The following is a 22,721-nucleotide window of genomic DNA, read 5'->3' as shown; positions in this document are numbered from 1 at the left end:
GGCGCGTCCGATAGCGGGAGAGCGCCTTTCCGGCAAGGAAGAGCGGTCAGGCCTCGCCGGGCGCGCGCGCCTTGATGGCCAGCGCATGGACGCGCTCGACCAGCAGCTCGGCGAGCGCCTGATTCACCAGCCGCTGGCGGGCGACGCGATTCAGGCCCTCGAAGGCGGGCGCGACGATCTCGACGGTGAAATGGCTCTCGCCGCGCGAATCATGGCCGGCGTGCCCCCGATGCTTCTCGCTGTCGTCGATCACGGCGAGCCGTGTCGGCGACAGGGCGGCGGTGAGGCGGCGGGCGATTTCGGCGGCGACGGGGCCAGTGGAAGCTGTGGTCATCCGCCCTATATAGCGGGCTTTGCCGAAAGACGGGGCGTGAAGTTGGCGGACGAAGACGGCCGGAGAAGAAGCCCGCGTTTCCACGGGCGCGTCGAGAGCGGGCGGATGTGCGAGGAGCTGGGCTGCGACCTGCCGGGCGAGTTCCGCGCGCCCGCCGGAGACCGCACGCGTGGCGACGGGCCGCCGGTCTATCGCTGGTTCTGCCTCGATCATGTCCGCGCCTTCAACGCCCGCTACAATTTCTTCGCGGGCATGGACGCCGCCGAGATCGAGGCGGCGCAGCGCCCCTATGCGGGCTGGGAGCGCGAGACTCGCGCCTTCAGCCATGTCGGTGCCGACCTGCCACCCCGCTGGTCCGACTTCGGCGATCCGCTCGACGCGATCGGCGCGCGATTCCGCAAGCGCATGGACGAAGCCCGCGCCGAGCAGCAGGCCCGCGCCGACGGCCGCCCCCTCGGCCGCGAGGATCGCCGGTCGCTCAAGGTGCTCGGCCTCGGCATCGATGCGGACCGCCGGGCGGTGCGCGCGCGCTATGCCGAGCTGGTCCGCCAGTACCACCCCGACCGCAATGGCGGCGACCGATCCCATGAGAAGGCTTTGCAGGACGTGATCGCGGCCTATACGCAGCTCAAGTCCGCACCCGCATTCGCCTGAGTCCGTAAAGAAGGTTCGACACGCATGGCCGACATCCCCAACGTCCAGCCCGACGCGCGCAGCGACACGCTGCTCGCCGCCCCCGACAAGATGGTGAAGGTACGCGACCTGTTCGGGCTCGATTCGGACATGGAGGTGCCCGCCTTCTCCGAAGCGGACGAGCGCGTGCCCGATCTCGATCCGGCCTATGTGTTCGATCCGGAGACGACCACCGCCATCCTCGCCGGCTTCGCGCACAACCGCCGTGTGATGGTGCAGGGCTATCACGGCACCGGCAAGTCGTCCCACATCGAGCAGGTGGCGGCGCGGCTCAACTGGCCGTGCATCCGCATCAATCTCGACGCGCATGTCAGCCGGATCGACCTGATCGGCCGCGACGCGATCGTGCTGCGTGACGGCAAGCAGGTGACCGAGTTCCGCGAGGGCCTGCTGCCGTGGGCGCTCCAGACTCCCACCGCTCTGGTGTTCGACGAATATGACGCCGGCCGCCCGGACGTGATGTTCGTGATCCAGCGCGTGCTGGAGGCCGAGGGCAAGCTGACCCTGCTCGATCAGAACCGCGTGATCCGCGCGAACCCGTGGTTCCGCCTGTTCGCGACCGCCAACACTGTGGGTCTGGGCGACACGTCGGGCCTGTATCACGGCACCCAGCAGATCAATCAGGGCCAGATGGACCGCTGGAACATCGTGGTCACGCTCAACTATCTGCCGGCGGCCACCGAGGCGCGGATCGTGCTCGCCAAGTCGGGCGAATATGACAAGCCCGAGGGCAAGGATGTCGTCGATCGCATGGTGAAGGTCGCCGATCTCACCCGGCAGGGCTTCATGGCGGGCGACATCTCCACCGTGATGAGCCCGCGCACCGTGATCTCCTGGGCGCAGAACGCGCTGATCTTCGGCGATGTCGGCACCGCCTTCCGCATGAGTTTCCTCAACCGCTGCGACGAGGCCGAGCGCTCGCTGATCGCCGAATATTATCAGCGCGTGTTCGGCAAGGATCTGCCCGAGAGCGTGGTGAGGAAAGCCTGAGGAGGCCCGATGGCCGAGCAGAATCCTCTCGAAACCTTCCGTCTCGCGCTCGCCGGCGCGACGCGGGCGATCGCGCACGAGCCCGAGGTGGAACTCGGCTATTCGGCCGACACGCCGGTGCAGAGCGGCAAGACGGTCAAGGTGCCGATGCCGGGCCGCACCCTCCCCGCCGATCAGGTGGCCGAGGCGCGCGGCGCGGCCGACGCCTTCGCGCTGCGCCTCCGCCACCATGACGCGCTGCTCCACAACCGGGCGGCGCCGGGTGACCCGATCGCGCGCGCGGTGTTCGACGCGGTCGAGCAGGCGCGCGTCGAGGCGCTGGGCTCGCGCGGCATGGACGGCATCGCCGCCAACCTCACCACCGCGTTGGAAGCCCGGATGCGTGCCGACCCCATCGTCCGCGCCCGCACCCGCGAGGAGGTGCCGCTGTCGACCGCCATCGGCCTGATGGTGCGCGAGCGGCTGACCGGCCAGCCCGTGCCCGAGCGTGCGAAGAGCGGGCTGGAGCTGGTCCGCGAATGGGTCGAGGAGAAGGCCGGTGCCGATCTCGACGCGCTGGGCCTCGCGCTCGACGATCAGTCCGCCTTCGCCCAGCTCGCCACAAAGCTGCTCCACGACCTCCAGCTCGTCGAGGCCGAGCTTCCCCCCGAATGGGAGCCCGAGGAGGGCGACGAGGAAGAGGAAGGGCAGGACGACGAGCAGCAGGGCGAGACCGACGAGGATCGCGAAGGCGATGGCGCCGGCCCGCAGGACAAGATGGACGTCCGCTCGGAAGCCGATCAGGGCGAGGCCGACGAGCAGGACGAAGGCGAGACCGAGCGCGACTCGATGGCCGAGGAGGAAGGCGGCCTCGGCGACGATGGCGAGGAAGGCGCTGCCCCTGCCCGTCCCAACCGGCCGCTCTCCGATCTTTCGCCGCAGTTCGATTATCAGGCCTACACCACCCGCTTTGACGAGGTGGTGGATGCCGCGAGCCTCTGCGACGAAGAGGAGCTGACGCGGCTCAGGGCCTATCTCGACCAGCAGCTCACCCATTTGCAGGGCGCCGTCACCAAGCTCGCCAACCGGCTGCAACGGCGCCTGATGGCGCAGCAGAGCCGCTCGTGGGATTTCGATCAGGAAGAAGGCATCCTCGACGCCGCGCGGCTCGCCCGCGTGATCGTCAACCCGATGCTGTCGCTCTCCTACAAGATCGAGCGCGACACCGAGTTCCGCGACACGGTGGTGACGCTGCTGATCGACAATTCGGGCTCGATGCGCGGGCGGCCGATCTCGATCGCGGCGATCAGCGCCGACATCCTCGCCCGCACGCTGGAGCGCTGTGGGGTCAAGACCGAGATCCTGGGCTTCACCACCCGCGCCTGGAAGGGCGGGCAGAGCCGCGAGGCGTGGCTCGCCGCCGGGCGCCCGCCGATGCCGGGCCGGCTCAACGACCTCAGGCACATCGTCTACAAGCAGGCGGACGATCCCTGGCGGCGGGCGCGCAAGAATCTCGGGCTGATGATGCGCGAGGGGCTGCTCAAGGAGAATATCGACGGCGAGGCGCTGCTCTGGGCGCATCACCGGCTGATCGCGCGGCCCGAGGAGCGGCGCATCCTGATGGTGATCTCCGATGGCGCGCCGGTCGACGATTCGACGCTGAGCGTCAACTCGGGCTCCTATCTGGAGAAGCATCTGCGCCAGGTGATCCACTGGATCGAGACGCGCTCGCCCGTGCAGCTCGTGGCGATCGGCATCGGCCATGACGTCACGCGCTATTACAGCCGCGCGGTGACGATCATGGACGCAGAGCAACTGGGGGGTACAATGGTCGGCCAGCTCGCCGATCTGTTCGACGAAGCGACCTAGCGGGGCGTGGAGGCCGGGCGCTAGCCCACCCGGTCTCCGTCCTCGATATGCAACGCGAGGCGTTCCGATGCGGCGTCTTCTACCAGCCGAACATGAACCTCAGCAGTCTCGCCCGATGGCGTTGCCCGCCAGAGCGCCCACGCCGCCGCCGATGATGGTTCCGGCCGTCCTGTCTCCATAACCGGCCACCGCATTGCCGAGCAGGCCGCCGGCGATCGCGCCGATGATCGTGCCGGTGGTGCCGTCGCGGCAGCGATGGCGATCCGGCCGGCCGCGTCCGTCACGGCGGCCCGGCCCGTCGCGATAGCCGCGCCCGTCGCGATAGCGGGGGCCGTCGTCATGATAGTCACGCTCGCTCCAGCCGCCCCGGTCATGCCGATCGCCATGATATTGCGCGTTGGCGGCAAAGGGGGCCGCCGTCATCGAGAGCGCGGCCAGCGCACTCATGATTTTCAGCGAAAGCGCCCGACGCGCCATGGCGACCCTCCTCAACTCGACAAACCCCCGACCGCGAATCGGCCTGAAAAGGCCCGGCGGTCATCCGATGAGCATCTTTTCACACGATCCGGGTGACAAGCGCCTGAACATAGACGTTAGCCGTCGTTCAGGATCAAGCCGGCTTCCCCGCGCCCGCGCCGCCGTTAGAAGGACAAGGATGCATCGCCTCGCCTTCCTCGCCGCGCTGGTCGCGCTCGCTCCCGTCCCGCTCGCTTTCCGCTCGGTGCCAGCGGGGCTGACGGCGACGCCTGTCGCACTCGACACGGCCGATCCGGGGCAGCGGATGGCGGGGAAGCTGCGCTATCTCGGCGGCTGGGTGCTGAAGGGCAGCGACCGTCGATTCGGCGGCGTCTCGTCGATGACGCTCCAGGACGGCCATTTCGTGATGCTGAGCGACGGCGGCGTGGTGACGCGCTTCCGCTTCGACGGGCGCACCGGCGCGATCGGCGACTATGCGATGAGCGAACTCCCCGACGGCCCCGGCGACGGCGCGCGCAAGGTGGACCGGGACAGCGAATCCTCCACCTACGATCCGGTCTCGGGCCATGTCTGGGCGGGGTTCGAGACGCGCAACCAGATCTGGCGCTACACGAGGGGCTTCACGGCGGCCGACGGCCATGCCGCGCCGCCGATGATGCACACATGGCCGCACAACGAGGGCGCCGAGGCGATGGTGCGGCTGAGCGACGGCCGCTTCCTCGTCTTCGCCGAGACGCGCAAGCGCAAGGATGGCAGCCATCTGGTGCTGCTCTTCCCCGGCGATCCGGTCGAGGGCGCGCAGCCGGTGCCGTTCGGCTATCGCGGGCCGGGGCCGGGCTTCGCGCCCACCGACGCCGCCGAACTGCCCGACGGGCGCGTGGCGGTGCTCCATCGCCGGTTCAGCGTGACGCATGGCTTCTCGGCGGCGATCACCATCCTCGATCCGAAAGGTATCGCGAAGGACAGCGTGGTGACGGGCAAGCCGGTCGCCTTCCTCCGCCCGCCGCTCACCGTCGACAATATGGAGGCGCTGGCGATCGATTCGCAGGGCGGAAGGACGGTGCTGTGGATCGCGTCGGACGACAATTATTTCGTCGCCGAGCGCACGCTGCTGATGGCGTTCGAGCTCCCCGCCGGCGTTTGACCGGATCGCGGAATCGCAGACACACGAAAAGGCCTGCCGAACCTTGGTTCGCAGGCCTTTCGAGAACGATGCGGCCGGGCGGACCCGGCCGGCCGAATCAGGCGGCGACAGCCGCCTTCTTCTTGACGATCTCGCGCTTCAGGCGACGGACGCGCAGGCTGAGGTCGGCGTCCGACGCCTTCACCAGCCAGTTGTCGAGGCCGCCATTATGCTCGACCGAGCGCAGGCCGTGGGTCGAGACGCGAAGCTTGACCGACTGGCCGAGCGTGTCGGAAATCAGCGTCACATTCTGCAGGTTGGGCAGGAAGGTGCGCTTGGTCTTGTTGTTGGCGTGGGAGACATTGTGTCCCACTTGGCGGCCCTTGCCGGTCAGCTCGCAGATGCGCGACATGATTTCGTGTCCCAAAAAGAATCTGTTGCCGGGAAAGTCGGCGTCCCTAGTGGACACAGGCGGTTCGGTCAACCCGTTCGCCCCGAAGAGGAGTCGCCAGAGTGCCCAAATTCGCCATTATCGCCCGTGACCGTGCCGATGCGGGCAGTCTGCGCGCCGATACGCGGCCGCGCCATCTCGACCATCTGCGCTCGATTGTCGAGAGAATCGCCGCCGCCGGCCCGATCGACGACGAATCGGGCAAGCCGGTGGGCTCGATCATCATCGCCGAGTTCGACGACATCGCCGCCGCCCGCGCCTTCGCCGATGCCGACCCCTATGCCGAGGCCGGCCTCTTCTCGTCGGTGACGGTGGAGCCGTGGAGGCAGGTCTTTCCCCAGGCGTAACGTGCAACCGCTCTTCGCGTCGGGACGTTGACCCCGTTCCAAATGGGAGAGGGGTGAGGTCATGCGTGCCATCCTCGTGCTGCTGGTGATCGTGGTGCTGGTCGGCATCGCGGCGATTTCGCTGGGCTATGTCAACGTCAGCCAGACCCGCACTGCGGAGCTGCCGAAGATCGACGTGAAGGGCGGCGCCGCGCCGGCGTTCGATGTGCGGACCGCCAATGTCAGCGTCGGCCAGAGGAACGAGGTGGTGGCGGTGCCCACCGTCAACGTCCAGAAGCCGCGCTGAGGCGCACAACGGGCCTGACGCGCGGCCGCCGGTCGGTTAAGGCCGCCGCATGGCCTTTCCGCTTCCCGAACCCATGCGCCTCGCGCTCGACGCCGCCGCCCGTGCCGCCGAAGCCGGCGAGGTGCCGGTCGGCGCGGTGGTGACGCGCGGCGGCGGCGTGATCGCGGTGGCCGCCAACCGGATGCGCGCGCTCGGCGATCCCACCGCCCATGCGGAGATGGAGGCGATCCGCATGGCGCTGGCGGAGCTCGGCACGGGGCGGCTCGACGGCTGCGACCTGTGGGTGACGCTGGAGCCGTGCGCGATGTGCGCGGGCGCGATCGCCCATGCGCGGATCGACCGGCTCTATTATGGCGCGGGCGACGAGAAGGGTGGCGCCGTGGCGCACGGCCCCCGCTTCTTCACCCAGCCGACCTGCCATCACCGCCCCGAAATCTATGCGGGGCTGGGCGAGATCGAATCGGCGGCGATGCTCAGGGATTTCTTCGCCGGGCGCCGCTGACGCCGCGAAGCTTTCACGGGCCATTGTCGAAGCCCGCGATTTTCGGCAAGGGATGCACAGCGCCATGCCGCATCTTGACCCCTTCCCCTGGATCGACGTCGTCATCATCCTCGCGCTGGTCGTGCTGAACGGCCTGTTCGCGATGAGCGAGCTGGCGATCGTCTCGTCGCGCGGGGCGCGGCTGGAGGCGATGGCGCGGACCGGGCGGACCGGCGCGCGCGTCGCCATCCGCCTGCGCGAGGATCCCGGCAAGTTCCTTTCGACCGTGCAGATCGGCATCACGCTGATCGCGATCCTGTCGGGCGCCTTTTCGGGCGAGGCGCTGGGCGGGCCGGTGGCGGCGCGGCTGGAGCTGTATGCCGGCATCTCCCACGCCCATGCCGAGCATCTGGGCTTCGCGCTGGTGATCGCCGTCACGACCTATATCTCGCTGATCGTCGGCGAACTGGTGCCCAAGCAGATCGCGTTGCGCTCGCCCGAGCCGATCGCGGCGGTGGCGGCGCGGCCGATGGCGTGGCTGGCGCGCGCCACCGCGCCGCTGGTCTGGGTGCTCGACAAGACCAGCCTGCTGATTTTCCAGCTCATCGGGCTGGAGCGCGAGCGCGACGATCATGTGACGGCGGAGGAACTCCACCTCGTCGTCGCCGAGGCCTCGTCCGCGGGCGTGATCGAGGAGAGCGAGCGCGCGATCATCTCGGGCGTCGTCCGCCTGGCCGATCGTCCGGTGCGCGAGGTGATGACGCCCCGCACCGATGTCGACTGGATCGACATCGACGCCAGCCACGACGAGATCCGCGAGATCGTCGGCGAGACGCAGCATAGCCGCCTGCCGGTGGCGGAAGGTTCGGTCGACAGCATCGTCGGCGTGGTGCGGCTGCGCGATCTGCTGATGGCGCTGATGGAGGGCCGGTCCATCGATCTGCGCGCGATGATGCGCCCCGTCCCCTCGGTGCCGGATCGGATGGACGCGATGGACGCGCTCGCCGTGCTGCGCGACGCCGAGGTGCCGCTGGCGCTGGTCCATGACGAATATGGCCATTTCGACGGGCTGGTGACGCCGGGCGGCCTGCTCGCGGCGATCGCGGGCACCTTCGCGTCCGATCAGGAGGAGGGGCATGATCCCGCGCTGGTCGAGCGCGAGGATGGCAGCCATCTCGTCTCAGGCGCGCTCTCGGCCGATGCGATGGCGGAGCGGCTCGGCATCGACCTGCCCGAGGATCGCGATTATGCGACGGCCGCCGGCTTCGCTTTGTCGGTGCTGCGCCATCTGCCCGAGACGGGCGAGCATTTCGACTATGGCGACTGGCGCTTCGAGATCGTCGACATGGACGGCCGGCGCGTCGACAAGCTGCTGGCCAGCCCGCGCCGCCGCGCCGATCGGGTCGAGGCTTAGCCGAGCTTCCCGAAGGTCGCTTCGAAGCCGGCGATGTCGCCGTCGGCCAGCAGGCGGGCCTGCTCCACCCAGCGATCACGGACGATGCGGCCCTTGAAATTGCCCATCTGCGCATCGACGCGGGCGATGTCGCCCTCGCTCCAGGTCGCGATCTGCTCGTAGCGGCTGACGCCCAATCCGTTCAGCGCCGCTTCCGCCTTGGGGCCGAGGCCCTTCAGCCGGGTGAGCGGATCGGCCGGGCCGGCCGGCGCCTCGGCGACGGGAACGGGGGCCGGTGCCAGTTCGGCGGTGGCGAGGCCGGTGGTCGTGCCCGGCGCGCCGGGCTCGGGAAGCGGTTCGTCGGTGGCGATCGGCGACAGCTCGGTCGCGGGCTTCACCATGGCGATGCCGTCGTCGGCCGGCCCCTCGGCGGACTTGCGACCGGTGCGCGCGAGCAGCACCAGCACAAGGACCAGGAGGACAAGCGCGGCGCCGATGATGACGAGCGTGCTAGCGGACATACTCTACCCCGTTGGAATGGTCGTTTCCGAGACTGCCGCGCGACGGCCGCGCGCGCAACCTCAGCCGCGCGCGATCTCGCGCCAGCCGATGTCGCGACGGCAGAAGCCGGTCGGGAAGTCGATGCTGTCCACCGCGCGATAGGCGGCGGCCTGCGCTTCCGCCACGCTATCGCCCAGCGCCGTCACCGCCAGCACGCGCCCGCCCGCCGCGACCAGCCCCGAGGCTTCGGCGCGGGTGCCGGCATGGAAGACCTGTGCGCCGTTCGCCGTGGCGATGTCGACGCCCCTGATCGCGCCGCCCGTCTCGGGCGTGTCGGGATAGTTGTTGGCGGCCATCACCACGGTGAGCGCGGCCTTGTCCTTCCAGCGGATCGGGCGATCCTCCAGCGTGGCGGTCGCCGCGGCGTGGAGCAGCGGCAGCAGATCCTCGTCCAGGCGCATCATCAGCACCTGGCATTCGGGATCGCCGAAGCGGACATTATATTCGATGAGCTTCGGCCCCTGCGCCGTCAGCATCAGGCCTGCGAACAGCACGCCGGTGAACGGCATCCCGGCCTCCGCCATGCCCGCGATCGAGGGGCGGACGATCTCCGCCATCACGCGCGCTTCGAGTTCGGGAGTCAGCGCGCGGGTGGGCGAGTAGGCGCCCATGCCGCCGGTGTTGGGGCCGGTATCGCCGTCGCCGACGCGCTTGTGATCCTGCGCGGAGCCCAGCGCGACCACGGTCTTGCCGTCGGACAGCGCGAAGAGCGAGACTTCCTCGCCCTCCAGAAACTCCTCGATGACGAGGCTCGCGCCCGCCGATCCGAAGCGGCCGCCGATCATGTCGTCGATCGCGGCCTCTGCCTCTTCCCGGGAGATGGCGATGATGACGCCCTTGCCCGCCGCGAGCCCATCGGCCTTGATGACCACCGGAAGCCCGAAGCGCGGCAGCGCGGCCTTGGCCTCGGCGGCGTTGGTGAAGGCTGCATAGGCGGCGGTGGGGACGTTCGCCCGGTCGCACAGCGCCTTGGTGAAGCCCTTGGACCCTTCGAGCTGGGCGGCGGCCTTCGATGGACCGAACACCGCGATGCCGGCGGTGCGCAGCGTGTCGGCGAGGCCTTCGACCAGCGGCTGCTCGGGGCCGATCACGACCAGATCGATCTCCGCCTCGCGGGCGAAATCGAGGATCGCGGCCTGATCGCTGAGCGGCAGCGGCACGAGCGCCGCATGATGCCCTATTCCCGGATTGCCCGGCGCGGCATAGAGCGTGCCCAGCAGCGGCGATTGCGCCAGCTTCCAGGCGAGCGCATGTTCGCGGCCTCCCGAGCCCAGTAGCAGGACGTTCATGGTCACCCCTTCCGATTATCCCAATGGCGCGCTCCTAGCGGACGAGGCGCCGGGCGACAACGCGCCCGCCCTCTCTGTCTCCGAACTCTCGGGCGCGCTCAAGCGGACGGTGGAGGATCGTTTCGGCCATGTCCGCGTGCGCGGCGAGATCTCGGGGTTCAAGCGCCACGTCTCGGGCCATTGCTACATGGCCTTGAAGGACGACAAGGCGGTGATCGACGGCGTGATCTGGAAGGGACAGGCGGCGAGCCTGCGCTTCCGCCCCGAAGACGGCATCGAGGTGATCGCGACGGGCAAGCTCACCACCTATCCGGGGCGCTCCAAATACCAGATCGTCATCGACCGGATGGAGCTGGCGGGTCAGGGCGCGCTGATGGCGCTGCTCGACAAGCGCCGCCGAATGCTCGCCGCCGAGGGGCTGTTCGACGAGGAGCGCAAGGTCGCCCTCCCCTTCGTGCCGCGCGTGATCGGGGTCGTCACCTCGCCCACCGGCGCGGTGATCCGCGACATCCTCCACCGCCTCGCCGATCGCTTCCCGAGCCGCGTGCTGGTGTGGGGCGTGCCGGTGCAGGGCGAGGGCGCGGCCGAGAAGGTGGCGGCGGCGGTCAACGGCTTCTCCGCCATGCCGGAGGATGGCCCCCTGCCCCGGCCCGACCTCGTGATCGTCGCGCGCGGCGGCGGCTCGATCGAGGATCTGTGGGCGTTCAACGAAGAGGTGGTGGTGCGCGCGGTGGCCGCCTGCTCGATCCCGATCATCTCGGCGGTGGGCCACGAGACCGACACCACGCTTTGCGACTTCGCCGCCGATCGCCGCGCCCCGACGCCCACCGCCGCCGCCGAGATGGCGGTGCCGGTGCGGGCCGAGCTGCTCGGCTATCTCGACACGCTAGGCCATCGCGCGACGCGGTGCGCGCGGCGCTATCACGAGCGGGGGCTGGAGCGCTTCACCGCGACCGCCCGCCGCCTGCCGACGCCGGACACGCTGCTTGGGGGCCAGCGCCAGAAGCTCGACGATCTCGGCGAGCGCCTGCCGCGCGCGCTGTCGCAGCGGCTGGCGGTGGCGCGCGGTGATCTTGCCCATGCGGCGGGCGCGCTCCGCCCTCGCCTCCTGGCCTCGCGCGTCGAGCGCGAGCGGGCGACGCTCGATCGGCTCGGCCGCGATCTGGCGCGGGCGGCGGCGGTGCCCGTGGCGGATGCCGCGCGCCGGCTCGATCGCGTGCCGCTCCGTCCCACGCTTGTCACCGGTCGGCTCGCCGAGGCGCGGGCGACGCTCGATGCGCTGTGGCGCGTGGCGCAGAGCCTCAACCCCGATCTCGTGCTCCGGCGCGGCTATGCGCGGGTCGAGGCGGACGGCCATGTCGTCGACAGCGCGCACAAGGCGCGGGAGGTCGGCACGATGCGGCTGATCTTCGCCGATGGCGGGGTGGATGTCGTCACCACCGACGCATCGCCACCGCCGTCGCGCCCGAAGCCCCGGCCGCCGCGTGACCCTTCCCTTCAGCCGCAGCTCTTCTAAATCGGGGTTTCAGGAAAAGGATATGTCCATGCTCATGTCGCAAAGTGGCCGGGAGGCCCGGCTGCGCTATCTCGCCAACAGCTTCCGGGTTCTCGTCCCCGGCGATCATGTCACCTGCGCGGTGTCGGGCGAGGCGATCCCGCTCGACCGGCTGCGCTACTGGAGCGTCGAGCGGCAGGAGGCCTATGCCTCGGCCGAGATGTCCACAAAGGCGGAACTGAAGGGCTGATGCGGGTGAAGGGGGCGATCGCCGCCGGCACGCTGCTCGCCCTGGCGGCGTGCGCGGCCTCCCGGCCCCAGGCGAAGGCGCCGACGGAGCCGCCGCCCGCGCCGCGCCCGGCCGTGCAGCTCCCGGTGGCGCCGGCGAGCGGAGGCACGAGCTTCTCCTTCAAGGGAGCGATGAGCCAGGGCGGGATGCTGATCGGCACCGCGCCGGGCGGGACCATCTCCCTGGTGCTCGACGGGGCGGACGTGCCGCTCGGCGCCGACGGCCGCTTCCTGATCGCGTTCGGGCGGGATCATGGCCCGACGGCCACCCTCACCGCGACGCGGCGCGACGGCACCACCGTCGTGGACCATCTCGCGGTGGCGCCGCGCGAATGGCGGATCGAGTCGCTTCCGATACCCAAATATCGGCAGCCGCCGGCGGAGTTCCTCCGCATCCGTGCGGGCGAACTGGCGCAGATCAAGGCGGCGCGCGTGCAGGCCGCCAGCATCGTCAGCGACGGCTGGCGGCAGAGTTTCATCTGGCCCGCCAACGCGCGTGTCAGCGGCCTGTTCGGCGCCCAGCGCGTCTATAAGGGCGAGAAGGGCAGCTATCATTCCGGCCTCGACCTCGCCGTGCCGCAGGGCACGCCGATCCGGGCTCCGGCCGATGGCGTGGTGCTGCTCGCGGCCTCGGGCGATCCGTTCACGCTGGAGGGGCATCTGCTGATGGTCGGCCACGGCATGGGGCTCGACAGCGCCTTCCTCCACCTCAGCCATATCGACGTGAAGGTGGGCGACGTGGTGCGTCAGGGACAGGTGATCGGCGAGAGCGGCATGACCGGCCGAGCCACCGGCCCGCATCTGCACTGGGCGCTCACATGGCGGGGCGAGCGCATCGATCCGCTGCTGGTCGAGTCGACGTCCCCCGTCCCCGAATAGGGATATTCCCGGCGATCCCGGAAGGCGGATCAGCCGACCCGGCGCGCGCGCACCGCTCGGGCGCCGTCGATCGTCATGAAGTAACTGCCGAGCGTGCCGCGCTTCAGGTGGATCTTCGATCCGGCGTGCGGGCCATCCCACTCGACCGCCTCGGTGGTCTCCCAGAGGGCGCCGTCGTCGAGGCGCATCCGCCATATGCCGTATCCCAGCGAGCTGGCGGTCGTGACCTTCGCATCGATTTCGGAGACGTCGTCATGCTCGCTGTCGCTGCCCGAGCGGCCGAACAGCGAGGTCTTGGGCAGTGTGAAGCCGAAAAGTCCGCGGCGGGTGGCCCGCATGTCGTCGCGGTTGAGCACCAGCACGTCATGCTTGTTCACGGCCGCTTCGAGATGCGCGGTGGCGGCGTCGTAGCAGGCGAGGCGCGCGCCGTTGTCCGCCATCGCCCGGCAGGCGGCGAGGCCCTGAAGCTCGGTGGGAAGGGCCGGGGGCGCCGCCGCCGCCGAGGCCGCCGTGCCGAATGCCATTGTGGCGACGATCAATCCGACACGCATCATCGACGCTCCCACCTTACCTTTCCCGCGCGATCATGAGCCGGGAAGCCGGCTTCGGTTAGCAGCCCTCTTCCCCTCTTCTCCACAGAAATATCGGCCAGCGGCGGCGACCTGCCGAACGGCCAGGTGGGCGCTTTTGATATATTCAGTCGCGTGTCGCTTGGCCCCGGCCCTCTCTGTGTCGCACTCGCGCAACAACCGCGTTTCGGGGCAGGGGTGTCGCCGCCGGGGTGAAACCCGACGAATTTCCGTGGATTTAGCCGCTTTCTGGCGCATCGGGAGGGCATTTCGATAGCGATCGATTACGGGAAATACCCGCCTCCGGGACGATTGTTGCATCAAAGAGACAGTTTGCGAGCTTTTGCATCGTGAACCCCGCGGTCCGCTTCCTTCCGGGCCTGTTTCCAGCATAGGTGACACTTATGGAGCCGTGCGGACGCTAAGATCCGTAGGCTGCCGGGTATATCCGGGGGGCACGGCCCGCCGGTCTGAATAAGGGGATTCGCTCGTGATATCCGTCGCTCTCTCTCGCTTCCGCACCAGCTCGGCTCTGGTCGGCGGCCTCGCGCCCCTGATGCTGGGCCTCGCTTCCCCGGCGGTCGCTCAGGACGCGCAGCCCGCTCCGGCCGCTCCGGCCGCCGCGCCTGACGCCAACGCGATCGTCGTCACCGGCTCGCTCATCAAGAATCCGAACCTTGTGTCGGCGGCGCCCGTGCTGGTGACGGACCGCAAGGAAATGCAGCTCAAGCAGTCGAACACCGCCGAGTCGCTGATCCGCGACATCCCGGGCGTGGTTCCAGGCATCGGCAACGCCATCAACAACGGCAGCGGCGGCTTCTCGACCGTCAACCTTCGTGGTCTCGGCGACAACCGCAACGTCGTCCTGCTCGACGGCACGCGCATCGTGCCGGCGACCCTCACGGGCGTCACCGATCTCAACGACATTCCGCTCGCCCTCATCGAGCGCGTCGACGTTCTGACGGGCGGTAACTCGACCACCTACGGCGCGGACGCCGTGTCGGGCGTCGTCAACTTCGTCACCCGCAAGAACTTCGCCGGCCTCGAGGTCGACGCCTCGCAGCAGCTCACGCAGCGCGGCGACGGCCATGTCCAGCGCATCGACATCACGACCGGCGCGAACTTCGACGACGGCCGCGGCAACGTCGTGCTCGGCATCGGCTATCAGAAGTCTGATGCCGTCTATGACGGCGATCGCGGCTTCTCGCATGACGCCATCGCATCGGCTGATGGTTCGGCTGGCGGCTCGGGCACCACACCGGTGACCGGCTTCAATTTCGGCCAGGGTTACCTGCGGTTCGACCCGACCACGGGCGTCTTGGGGTCGGCGTTCACGCCCTACAACTTCAATCCGTTCAACGTCCTCCAGACGCCGTTCAAGCGCTACAACATTTTCGCGCAGGGGCATTACGAGGTTACCGACCACATCGAAGTCTATACTCGTGGCCTGTATTCGCAGAACACGGTCAATACGATTGTCGCGCCATCGGGCGCGTTCGACAACACGGTGAACATTTCACTCAGCAACCCGTACCTCACGGATGCGCAGCGCACCGCGCTTTGCGATGCCGCGGGCATCGGGGCTTGCACGTCGGCTGACACGCTCAATAATGTCACCCTTCGCCGTCGTACGCCTGAGGTCGGCAATCGCGTTTCGAACTATGTAACGAGTGTCTTTGATTATCAGCTCGGCGTGCGTGGCGACATCAACAGTCACCTCAAGTTCAACGCATATGGTTCGTATGGCAACAGCACGAACACCCAGACGCTTCAGGGTTACACCGACATCAAGCGTCTCCAGCAGGGGCTGGCGCTGAATCCCGATGGCACCTGTGTCGATCCGTCGAACGGCTGCGTCCCGATCGATATTTTTGGCCCCCCGGGCAGCATCTCGGCTGAGCAGGCCGCATTCCTGCAGGTCAAGAGCACCACGGCGGTCAAAACTTCGCTGGCCCAGGCTCATGCGGACATCAGCGGCGACTTCGGCGTCGCCAGCCCGATGGCGAATGATCCGATCAACTTCGCCGTCGGTGCTGAGTATCGCAAATACAAGGCTTCGCAGGAAGCCGATCAGCTGGCGGAGAGCCCGGGCGAACTCGGCGGGTCCGGTTCGGCGGTTATTCCGTTCAGCGACAGCTATGACGTCTATGAAGGCTTCGGCGAGCTGAACGCACCGCTCATCCAGGATCGCCCGGGCTTCCATAGCCTGAGCATCGACGCCGGCATTCGCTATTCGCACTACAAGATCTACGGCACCGAAAACCGCTTCAACACCACCACCTACAAGGGCGGCGGCGTTTGGGAGCCGGTTCAGGGCGTCAAGCTGCGTGCGGAATATTCGCATGCCGTCCGCGCGCCGAACCTCAACGAACTGTTCTCGCCGGCTGCCGTCGGGTTGACCAACCTCAACTTCGACCCCTGCGCCGGCGCAGCGCCGACCAACAATGCGAATCTGGCTGCCGTCTGCGTGGCTCAGGGCGCGCCGCAGAGCAGCCTTGGTACCATCGAGCAGCCTTCGGCGGGTCAGTCCAATGCCCTGTTCTCGGGCAACCAGAATCTGAAGCCGGAAAAGGCCAACACCTATACGCTAGGTGCGGTGTTGCAGCCGCGTAACCTCATTCCGGGCTTCACCGCGACGATCGATTATTATCATATCAAGATCACCAATGCGATTTCGAGTCAGACGTCGGGGAACTCGATCGCCAACTGCTTTGGTCCGGATCCTCTTAATCCGTCCGCGGCAGCCGCTTCGAGTGCGGCGTGCCTTCTGATCCATCGTGACCCGAACACGGGCAGCCTCAATGGCGATCAGGCAGGTCCGGGTAGCGGTCTCCCAGCCTTCCTGACCAACAGCGGCACGCTGCTGACCGACGGTATCGACCTCTCGCTGAACTATAACCGCGACCTCGGCTTTGCTCACCTTGGGCTGAGCTTCAACGGGAACTATACCTTCCGTTCGAAGTTCCAGGCATCGGCGTTCGACGTCAATCGTGAGTGCGTCGGCTATTACAGCTCGAACTGTGGTATCGGTGGTGGTGAATCCGTTGGTTCGCCGATTCCGAAGTTCCAGTGGAGCCAGCGTACCACTCTCGACTTCGGCAAGTCCGAGCTGTCACTGTTGTGGCGTCATATCGATAGCCTCGACTACGAGCCGCTGGCCCTCGAGGTCAACAAGGTTGCTCCTCAATTCCAGCATATCAAGCCGGCTGATTATTTCGATCTGACGGCACAGACCACGGTGAATGAGCACCTGACCCTCACCTTCGAGGTTCAGAACCTGCTCGACCGCGATCCGCCGATCGTCGGTTCGGATATCGGTTCCACCACCTATAACAGCGGCAACACCTACCCGGCGACTTACGACACGCTGGGCCGCCGCTTCGTGATGAGCGCGAAGGTCAACTTCTGATCCTTCGCATCGTCAGCGAGGAAAATAGGGGCGGTTCCTTCGGGAGCCGCCCTTTTTTCATGGGCGCGATGAAAGCGGCGCCGAATGGCGCGGGCAGGCGGGAACGGCCGCGCGAGGCGGCGTCCGCAAAGTATCGCGATAGGAAACGCCCGCGGATCGCGCGGCGCGGGGATCAGTCGAGCAGCGGCGCGCCGAGCTGAAGCGGGATACCGGCATGGGCGGCGACCGCCTCGGCCCAGACGGTGACCTTTTCGATCTCCTCGCGCTGGCTGGCGGGGAGGGCCTCATGCTCGCGCTCGCGCTGGCCCGCGCCGAACGGCGTCGCGAATTTCGAGTGGCGCGCGAAGATCGGGCCGTCGGCGATGGCATCGGTCTGCTCGCGGGTCATCGCGAGGCCGAACAGACGCGAGAGCGCGGCCAGCGCCTCGCCCTTCCGGGCCAGCAGCGTGTCGCTGTCGAGCGTGCGGACGCGGCCCGGCCCGAAGCGCTTCACCACTGCCTCGAACACCGCATGTTGCGCAAGCCAGCCGGCGGCGGCGATCTGGAGATCGGTCTGCCCCAGATAATCGTCGGCCTGAAAGCCGAGCTGGACGATCCCGTCCTTGAGCGCCCCGCGGAAATGCTCGCGCACCCAGAGCGCCCCCCACATCCCCTTCTTGGCGATCGAGGCGAGATAGACCGGCAGCGGCGCGTGCAGCAGCAGCGCGTGCGTTTCCGGGCGCATTGCCAGGATCGGCATGGCAAGCCCGTTGAGCACGTTGGAGGGCTTGGCGATCACCGCCTCGCCGGTGGCGAAAGGCTGGGCGAGCAGCGTCATCACGTCGCTCAGTACAGCGGCCACCCGCTGTGGTCCGGCGCCACGCCTCCGCCAGCCGACGATGTCGTTGAAGATGGTCGGTTCCTTGAGCCCCATCGCGATGCCCGGCTGGTTGAAGGCGCGGGCGAGCAGCGTTGAACAGCAATAGGCCGAGTGGAAGATGAAGTGCAGCGGCGCCGCACCGGATGCGGCGGCCCCGACGCTGAGCGCGCGCTCCAGCACCAACTTGTCGAGGCCGGCGGGCAGTTCGCTGTCGATGAGGAAGGTCAGCGCGTCATGCTGCGCCCGGTCGAGGCGCAGATAATGGATCGCGTCATAACCCGGATCATAGCGATGCGGCAGCCAGAGCGGATCGCGGGCGATGGTCTCCACGGCGGAGGCTCGGCTGTCGGTCATCGCGTCCTTACCGCCTAGAAGCCCGGTGCGGGCTCTGGATTGAGGCCGCTCGTATCCGCCGAGGCATAGAAGGTGCGGAGCAACGCACGCTCCTCCTCAGCCAGATGCGGATTCCACACGTCGAAGATCAGGATCGCGCGCATCTGGTCGCTGTCGTTCCACGCCTCATGCTCGATCGTGTCGTCGAACGCCCAGGCCCGGCCGATCTCCCACTCGCGTGTCTCGCCGCCGACGCGGAAGCCGCAGCCGGGCGGCAGCATCAGCGGCAGATGGATGATCGCGCGCGTGTTGCTGACGCCGGTATGCGGCGGGATGCGCGTGTGCGGTTCCAGCAGCGAGAAGAAGACGGTCGGCGCGCGGCCCGAATGATCGGCCAGCGGGAGCCCGTCGAGCAGCGCCGCCGTCTCCGGGCAGCGCGCGCAGGCGGCGTCGTTCCGCACGCCGTAGCGCCACAGATAATAGGCGCTCCACCGCGTCGAGCGGCTGAGTTCGCTCCAGACATTCTCGGCCGCGCCCGAGGGCAAGTCGACATAGGGCCTGAACCCTCCGCCGTCGCTTTCGAGCAGCGCCTCGAACTCGCGCCGGATGGCGGGCGTCGCAGCCTCGAGCTTCTCCATCCACGGGAAATGATGGCGCGGGAAGAACTCGTCCATCGGTAGGAAGGGGAAGTACAGCCCCGAACATTGCGAGATGTAGACCTTGCGCTTGCCCCGCGCATGATCGAGGCAGGCATCGAAGCGCCGGGTGGCATCGGCGGAGAGGCCGGCGCGCACCGTGGCGAGGCCTTCGATGAGATGCTCGTCCAGTCGCGCCGCCCGCTCCTCGACATAGGCCTGCGCGCGGCGGGCGAGATCGAGGATGATCGGCGACGGCTGCTGCTGACGGGCGCAGAGCATCAGCACCGCCTGCCACGCGGCGGTCGCGGCATGTTCCTCGCCCAGCCGCTCGTGCAGCTCGGCTTTGCGCACCTGCGCGGTGAGCGCGTAGGGATCGCGATCCAGCACCGCGTCCAGTGCCGTCCGCTCGCCTTCGTCATCCCCCAGCGCGCGATGCGCGGTCGCGAGATTCTGCCACAGCGGCGCCGCGTCGGGGTCGGCCTCGGTCGCACGGACCAGCAGGGCGCGACCGGCCTCCGCCTGCTGCTCGCCGAGCAGCATCAGGCCGAGCATGTTGAGGGCGTGCGGATTGGCGGGTTCTTGCGTCAGGGCCGCTTCGAGATGGCGCCGCGCGACGTCGGGGCGCCCCGCGCGCTGGGCCGCATTCGCTTCGGCGATCAGTTGGGAGACGGCGGCGGATGCGGGGGGAGGGCTCACGATGGGCCGAGCTTTGCCTAAAATCGGTCGGCCATGCAATCCTCACCCCCGCACCTGTTCAGGCGACCGAGAGCTTCAACGCCCCGTCGCCTTCGTCGACCTTCACCATCGATCCGTCGGGCACCTCGCCTTGCAGGATCATCTCGGCGAGCGGGTCTTGCAGATAGCGCTGCACCGCGCGCTTGAGCGGCCGCGCGCCATAGACCGGATCATATCCGACCCGGCCCAGCCAGGCCCGTGCCGCGTCCGAGAGGCTGAGCGCGATCTTGCGATCCTTGAGCAGCTTGCTGATGCGCGCCACCTGGATGTCGACGATCGGCGCCATATGCCCCGCGCCCAGCCGGTGGAAGAGGATGATCTCGTCCAGACGGTTGAGGAATTCCGGGCGGAAATGGCTGCGGACCACCTCCATCACCTGCGGCTCGGCATCCTTGACCGGCTGATCCTCGCCGAGCGAGGTGAGGAATTGCGAACCGAGGTTCGAGGTCAGGATGATGAGCGTGTTGGTGAAGTCCACCGTGCGGCCCTGACCATCGGTCAGCCGCCCGTCGTCGAGCACCTGAAGCAGGATGTTGAAGACGTCCGAATGCGCCTTCTCCACCTCGTCGAACAGCACCACCTGATAGGGCCTGCGCCGCACCGCCTCGGTCAGCACGCCGCCTTCCTCATAGCCGACATAGCCCGGAGGCGCGCCGATCAGGCGGGCGACCGAGTGCTTCTCCATGAACTCGCTCATGTCGATGCGCACCATCGCGCTGTCGTCGTCGAACAGGAAGCCGGCGAGCGCGCGGGTCAGCTCGGTCTTGCCGACGCCCGTCGGCCCGAGGAACAGGAAGGAGCCGAGCGGACGGTTCGGGTCTTGCAACCCCGCCCGCGCACGGCGGACGGCGCGCGACACGGCGGCCACCGCCTCGGACTGGCCGATGACGCGCTTGCCGAGCACCTCCTCCATCTTGAGCAGCTTCTCGCGCTCGCCCTCCAGCATCCGGTCGACCGGGATGCCGGTCCAGCGGCTGACGACCGAGGCGATATCCTCGCTCGTCACCTCCTCGCGCAGCATCGCGCCGGCGGAGGCGGCCTGCGCGTCGGCGAGTTGCTTCTCCAGCGTCGGGATCACGCCGTAGCTGAGCTCGCCCGCGCGCCCGAGATCGCCCGAGCGCTGCGCCTGATCGAGCGCGATGCGCGCCTCGTCGAGCTGCGCCTTGAGCTTGGCCTCGCCCGCGATCTTCTCCTTCTCGGCCTGCCAGCGCGTGGTGAGCGCGGCCGACTCCTCCTCCAGCCGGGCGAGATCATATTCGAGGCCGCCGAGGCGATCCGCGCTCGCCTTGTCGGTCTCCTTCTTCAAGGCCTCGCGCTCGATCTTGAGCTGGATGATGCGGCGATCGAGCGTCTCGATCTCCTCGGGCTTGGATTCGACCTCCATGCGCAGGCGTGAGGCGGCCTCGTCCATCAGGTCGATCGCCTTGTCGGGCAGGAAGCGGTCGGTGATGTAGCGGTTGCTGAGCGTCGCCGCCGCCACGATCGCGCCGTCGGTGATGCGGACGCCGTGGTGCAGCTCATATTTCTCCTTGAGCCCGCGCAGGATCGAGATCGTGTCCTCGACCGTGGGCTCGCCGACGAAGACGGGCTGGAAACGGCGCTGCAACGCCGGGTCTTTCTCGACATATTTGCGATATTCGTCGAGCGTGGTGGCGCCGATGCAGTGCAGCTCGCCGCGGGCCAGCGCGGGCTTGAGCAGGTTGCCCGCGTCCATCGCGCCTTCGGATTTGCCCGCGCCGATCAGCGTGTGCATCTCGTCGATGAAGAGGACGATGTCGCCCTCGGCCTGGCGCACCTCGTCGAGCACGCCCTTCAGCCGCTCCTCGAACTCGCCGCGATATTTGGCGCCGGCGATCAGCGCGCCCATGTCGAGCGCCATCAGGCGACGATCCTTGAGCGTGTCCGGCACGTCGCCATTGGCGATGCGCAGCGCGAGCCCTTCGGCGATGGCGGTCTTGCCGACGCCGGGGTCGCCGATCAGCACGGGGTTGTTCTTGGTGCGGCGGGCGAGGATCTGGATGGTGCGGCGGATTTCCTCGTCGCGGCCGATCACCGGGTCGAGCTTGCCGTCGCGGGCCGCCTGCGTGAGATCGCGGGCGAACTTCTTGAGCGCGTCGTAGCGATCCTCGGCCGAGGACGTGTCGGCGGTGCGGCCGCCGCGCAGCTCGTTGATCGCGGCGTTGAGCGCTTCCGCCTTCACGCCGGCCTCGGCCAGCGCCTTGCCGGCGGCGGTGTTGGTCGCCAGCACGCAGGCGAGCAGCAGCCGCTCGACCGTGACATAGGAGTCGCCGGCCTTCTTCGCGATCTGCTCGGCCGAATCGAGCAGGCGGACGGTGTCGTTGTCGAGCCCCGGAGGCGCGCTGGCGCCGGCACCCGAGACCTGCGGGATTTTCGCGAGCGCCGCGTCCGTCTCGCGCAGCGCGACGGCGGCCTGTCCGCCCGCCCTGGCGATCAGCCCGGAGGCCATGCCCTGCTCATCCTCCAGCAGTGCTTTCAGCAGATGCTCCGGCGCGATGCGCTGGTGGTTCATACGGATGGCGACGGTCTGCGCGGACTGGAGGAAGCCTTTCGCGCGATCGGTGAATAGTTCGAGATTCATGCATCTCCCCTCATACTGTCCGCCATCATATGGTGTTGCCCAAAAGCAACACAAGTGGGTGGCCGGTCACGCTTCCACTTCGGTCCGATCGAGCCGGGCGAGCAGCAGGTCGATCTTCTCGTGCAAACGCATGATCTCCAGTTCGGCCCGCAGATTCACCTCATAATCATGGCTGGCGGCGATGCGATCCCGGTCGGAGGCGCGGTTCTGGCTCATCATGATGATCGGCGCCTGGATCGCGGCCAGCATCGACAGCATCAGGTTGAGGAAGATGTAGGGATAGGCATCGAAAGGGTGGCCCCAATGGGTGAGGATGCCGCTGTTGAGCAGCATCCAGCCGAACAGCACGGCCATGAACGCGATGATGAAGCCCCAGGAGCCGCCCACTGCCGCCACACGATCGGCGAGCCGGTCGCCGACGGTCGCTTCGGCCTCCTCGATGTCGGCGGCATCGCGGCTGATCGGGCGGCGCGCCTCGAAGCTCTGGAGGACGTTGCGTTCCTCGGGATCGAGGGCGTGGGGCTCCTTCGAAAGATAGCGGCGGGCGAGTTCGGGTAAAGGCGGGCGCTTGCGCATCGATGGCTCCGGCAATGGTCGTCGCGCCCAGACGTGCGCCAAAGCGGGGGCATCGCCAAGCGCCGAGG

The 22,721-nt window shown here is 68.1% G+C and carries 22 protein-coding genes; 12 read left to right on the top strand and 10 right to left on the bottom strand.

The genetic code is table 11. The annotated features are described in order from the left end of the window. Positions 1 to 46 precede the first annotated feature (46 nt). Positions 47 to 334 carry a BolA family protein gene (locus tag FHS98_RS14120; protein WP_167106286.1) on the bottom strand — a complete coding sequence of 96 codons (288 nt, stop codon included), beginning with the start codon at positions 332 to 334 and terminating at the stop codon, positions 47 to 49. Positions 335 to 439: 105 nt separating this feature from the next. Here FHS98_RS14120 and FHS98_RS14115 point away from each other — a divergent pair, with 105 nt between their 5' ends. From FHS98_RS14115 to cobT, 3 genes are read left to right on the top strand one after another with little or no spacing between them, the layout of a single operon-like run. Next, positions 440 to 988 carry a J domain-containing protein gene (locus FHS98_RS14115; RefSeq protein ID WP_243848042.1) on the top strand — a complete coding sequence of 183 codons (549 nt, stop codon included), beginning with the start codon at positions 440 to 442 and terminating at the stop codon, positions 986 to 988. 24 nt (positions 989 to 1,012) lie between these two features. Continuing rightward, a complete protein-coding gene (gene cobS, locus FHS98_RS14110) occupies positions 1,013 to 2,017 on the top strand; it encodes a cobaltochelatase subunit CobS (RefSeq protein ID WP_167106283.1) in 1,005 nt (334 codons plus the stop codon). 9 nt (positions 2,018 to 2,026) lie between these two features. Beyond that, positions 2,027 to 3,865 (top strand): cobaltochelatase subunit CobT, encoded by a 1,839-nt coding sequence (gene cobT / locus FHS98_RS14105; RefSeq protein ID WP_167106280.1) that lies wholly within the window; start codon positions 2,027 to 2,029, stop codon positions 3,863 to 3,865. A gap of 99 nt (positions 3,866 to 3,964) precedes the next feature. On the opposite strand, the gene FHS98_RS14100 is transcribed toward cobT, so the two are convergent. After that, positions 3,965 to 4,312 (bottom strand): glycine zipper 2TM domain-containing protein, encoded by a 348-nt coding sequence (locus FHS98_RS14100; protein WP_243848037.1) that lies wholly within the window; start codon positions 4,310 to 4,312, stop codon positions 3,965 to 3,967. Positions 4,313 to 4,520: 208 nt separating this feature from the next. Here FHS98_RS14100 and FHS98_RS14095 point away from each other — a divergent pair, with 208 nt between their 5' ends. After that, complete coding sequence (locus FHS98_RS14095) at positions 4,521 to 5,486, top strand: esterase-like activity of phytase family protein (protein WP_167106274.1); 966 nt, start codon at positions 4,521 to 4,523, stop codon at positions 5,484 to 5,486. A 97-nt stretch (positions 5,487 to 5,583) separates the two neighbouring features. Here FHS98_RS14095 and rpmB read toward each other — a convergent pair whose 3' ends face one another. Then, positions 5,584 to 5,877, bottom strand: coding sequence for a 50S ribosomal protein L28 (gene rpmB, locus FHS98_RS14090; protein WP_167106271.1), 294 nt, complete (start codon positions 5,875 to 5,877; stop codon positions 5,584 to 5,586). Positions 5,878 to 5,978: 101 nt separating this feature from the next. On the opposite strand from rpmB, the gene FHS98_RS14085 reads away from it, so the two are divergent. From FHS98_RS14085 to FHS98_RS14070, 4 genes are all read left to right on the top strand, one after another. Beyond that, entirely contained in the window at positions 5,979 to 6,263 is a 285-nt protein-coding gene (locus FHS98_RS14085; protein ID WP_167106268.1) for a YciI family protein, read from the top strand. Positions 6,264 to 6,324: 61 nt separating this feature from the next. Continuing rightward, positions 6,325 to 6,549: a hypothetical protein gene (locus tag FHS98_RS14080; protein WP_167106265.1), complete on the top strand. Its 225-nt coding sequence runs from the start codon at positions 6,325 to 6,327 to the stop codon at positions 6,547 to 6,549. Between the two features lie 49 nt (positions 6,550 to 6,598). Continuing rightward, entirely contained in the window at positions 6,599 to 7,051 is a 453-nt protein-coding gene (locus FHS98_RS14075; RefSeq protein WP_167106262.1) for a nucleoside deaminase, read from the top strand. Between the two features lie 64 nt (positions 7,052 to 7,115). Continuing rightward, a complete protein-coding gene (locus tag FHS98_RS14070; RefSeq protein WP_167106259.1) occupies positions 7,116 to 8,444 on the top strand; it encodes a hemolysin family protein in 1,329 nt (442 codons plus the stop codon). Here FHS98_RS14070 and FHS98_RS14065 read toward each other — a convergent pair. Together FHS98_RS14065 and purD are read right to left on the bottom strand one after the other, a co-directional pair. Continuing rightward, complete coding sequence (locus FHS98_RS14065) at positions 8,441 to 8,944, bottom strand: hypothetical protein (protein ID WP_167106256.1); 504 nt, start codon at positions 8,942 to 8,944, stop codon at positions 8,441 to 8,443. The genes FHS98_RS14070 and FHS98_RS14065 overlap by 4 nt on opposite strands. 60 nt (positions 8,945 to 9,004) lie before the next feature. Then, positions 9,005 to 10,273, bottom strand: coding sequence for a phosphoribosylamine--glycine ligase (gene purD, locus FHS98_RS14060; RefSeq protein ID WP_167106253.1), 1,269 nt, complete (start codon positions 10,271 to 10,273; stop codon positions 9,005 to 9,007). On the opposite strand from purD, the gene xseA reads away from it, so the two are divergent. From xseA to FHS98_RS14045, 3 genes are read left to right on the top strand one after another with little or no spacing between them, the layout of a single operon-like run. Beyond that, positions 10,272 to 11,789, top strand: a complete 1,518-nt coding sequence (xseA, locus tag FHS98_RS14055) for an exodeoxyribonuclease VII large subunit (protein WP_167106249.1) — start codon at positions 10,272 to 10,274, stop codon at positions 11,787 to 11,789. The genes purD and xseA overlap by 2 nt on opposite strands. 28 nt (positions 11,790 to 11,817) lie before the next feature. Next, a complete protein-coding gene (locus tag FHS98_RS14050) occupies positions 11,818 to 12,018 on the top strand; it encodes a DUF2093 domain-containing protein (protein ID WP_167106790.1) in 201 nt (66 codons plus the stop codon). Further along, the gene (locus tag FHS98_RS14045) at positions 12,018 to 12,935 is read left to right on the top strand and encodes a M23 family metallopeptidase (protein WP_167106246.1); all 918 of its coding nucleotides are present in this window, start codon (positions 12,018 to 12,020) and stop codon (positions 12,933 to 12,935) included. The genes FHS98_RS14050 and FHS98_RS14045 overlap by 1 nt, the downstream gene beginning before the upstream one ends. Before the next feature lie 29 nt (positions 12,936 to 12,964). On the opposite strand, the gene FHS98_RS14040 is transcribed toward FHS98_RS14045, so the two are convergent. Beyond that, complete coding sequence (locus FHS98_RS14040) at positions 12,965 to 13,489, bottom strand: hypothetical protein (protein WP_167106243.1); 525 nt, start codon at positions 13,487 to 13,489, stop codon at positions 12,965 to 12,967. 505 nt (positions 13,490 to 13,994) lie between these two features. On the opposite strand from FHS98_RS14040, the gene FHS98_RS14035 reads away from it, so the two are divergent. Next, positions 13,995 to 16,913: a TonB-dependent receptor domain-containing protein gene (locus FHS98_RS14035; RefSeq protein WP_341786071.1), complete on the top strand. Its 2,919-nt coding sequence runs from the start codon at positions 13,995 to 13,997 to the stop codon at positions 16,911 to 16,913. Positions 16,914 to 17,085: 172 nt separating this feature from the next. Here the strand turns inward: FHS98_RS14035 and FHS98_RS14030 are convergent, their stop codons facing one another. The 4 genes from FHS98_RS14030 to FHS98_RS14015 all read right to left on the bottom strand — a co-directional run bounded on the left by FHS98_RS14030 (position 17,086) and on the right by FHS98_RS14015 (position 22,653). Beyond that, on the bottom strand, positions 17,086 to 18,126 hold the full coding sequence (locus tag FHS98_RS14030) for a hypothetical protein (RefSeq protein WP_167106240.1): 1,041 nt from the start codon (positions 18,124 to 18,126) through the stop codon (positions 17,086 to 17,088). A gap of 14 nt (positions 18,127 to 18,140) precedes the next feature. Beyond that, entirely contained in the window at positions 18,141 to 19,439 is a 1,299-nt protein-coding gene (locus FHS98_RS19100; protein ID WP_167106237.1) for an aspartyl/asparaginyl beta-hydroxylase domain-containing protein, read from the bottom strand. Between the two features lie 58 nt (positions 19,440 to 19,497). Then, the gene (gene clpB, locus FHS98_RS14020) at positions 19,498 to 22,077 is read right to left on the bottom strand and encodes an ATP-dependent chaperone ClpB (RefSeq protein WP_167106234.1); all 2,580 of its coding nucleotides are present in this window, start codon (positions 22,075 to 22,077) and stop codon (positions 19,498 to 19,500) included. 66 nt (positions 22,078 to 22,143) lie between these two features. Next, positions 22,144 to 22,653: a DUF1003 domain-containing protein gene (locus tag FHS98_RS14015; protein ID WP_167106231.1), complete on the bottom strand. Its 510-nt coding sequence runs from the start codon at positions 22,651 to 22,653 to the stop codon at positions 22,144 to 22,146. Positions 22,654 to 22,721: the final 68 nt, after the last annotated feature.

It is taken from the genome of Sphingomonas oligoaromativorans (genome assembly GCF_011762195.1).
GTDB lineage: Bacteria > Pseudomonadota > Alphaproteobacteria > Sphingomonadales > Sphingomonadaceae > Solisphingomonas > Solisphingomonas oligoaromativorans.
The sequence above is the reverse complement of the archived record's forward strand: the minus strand, read 5'-3'. Positions and strand labels throughout refer to the sequence as shown.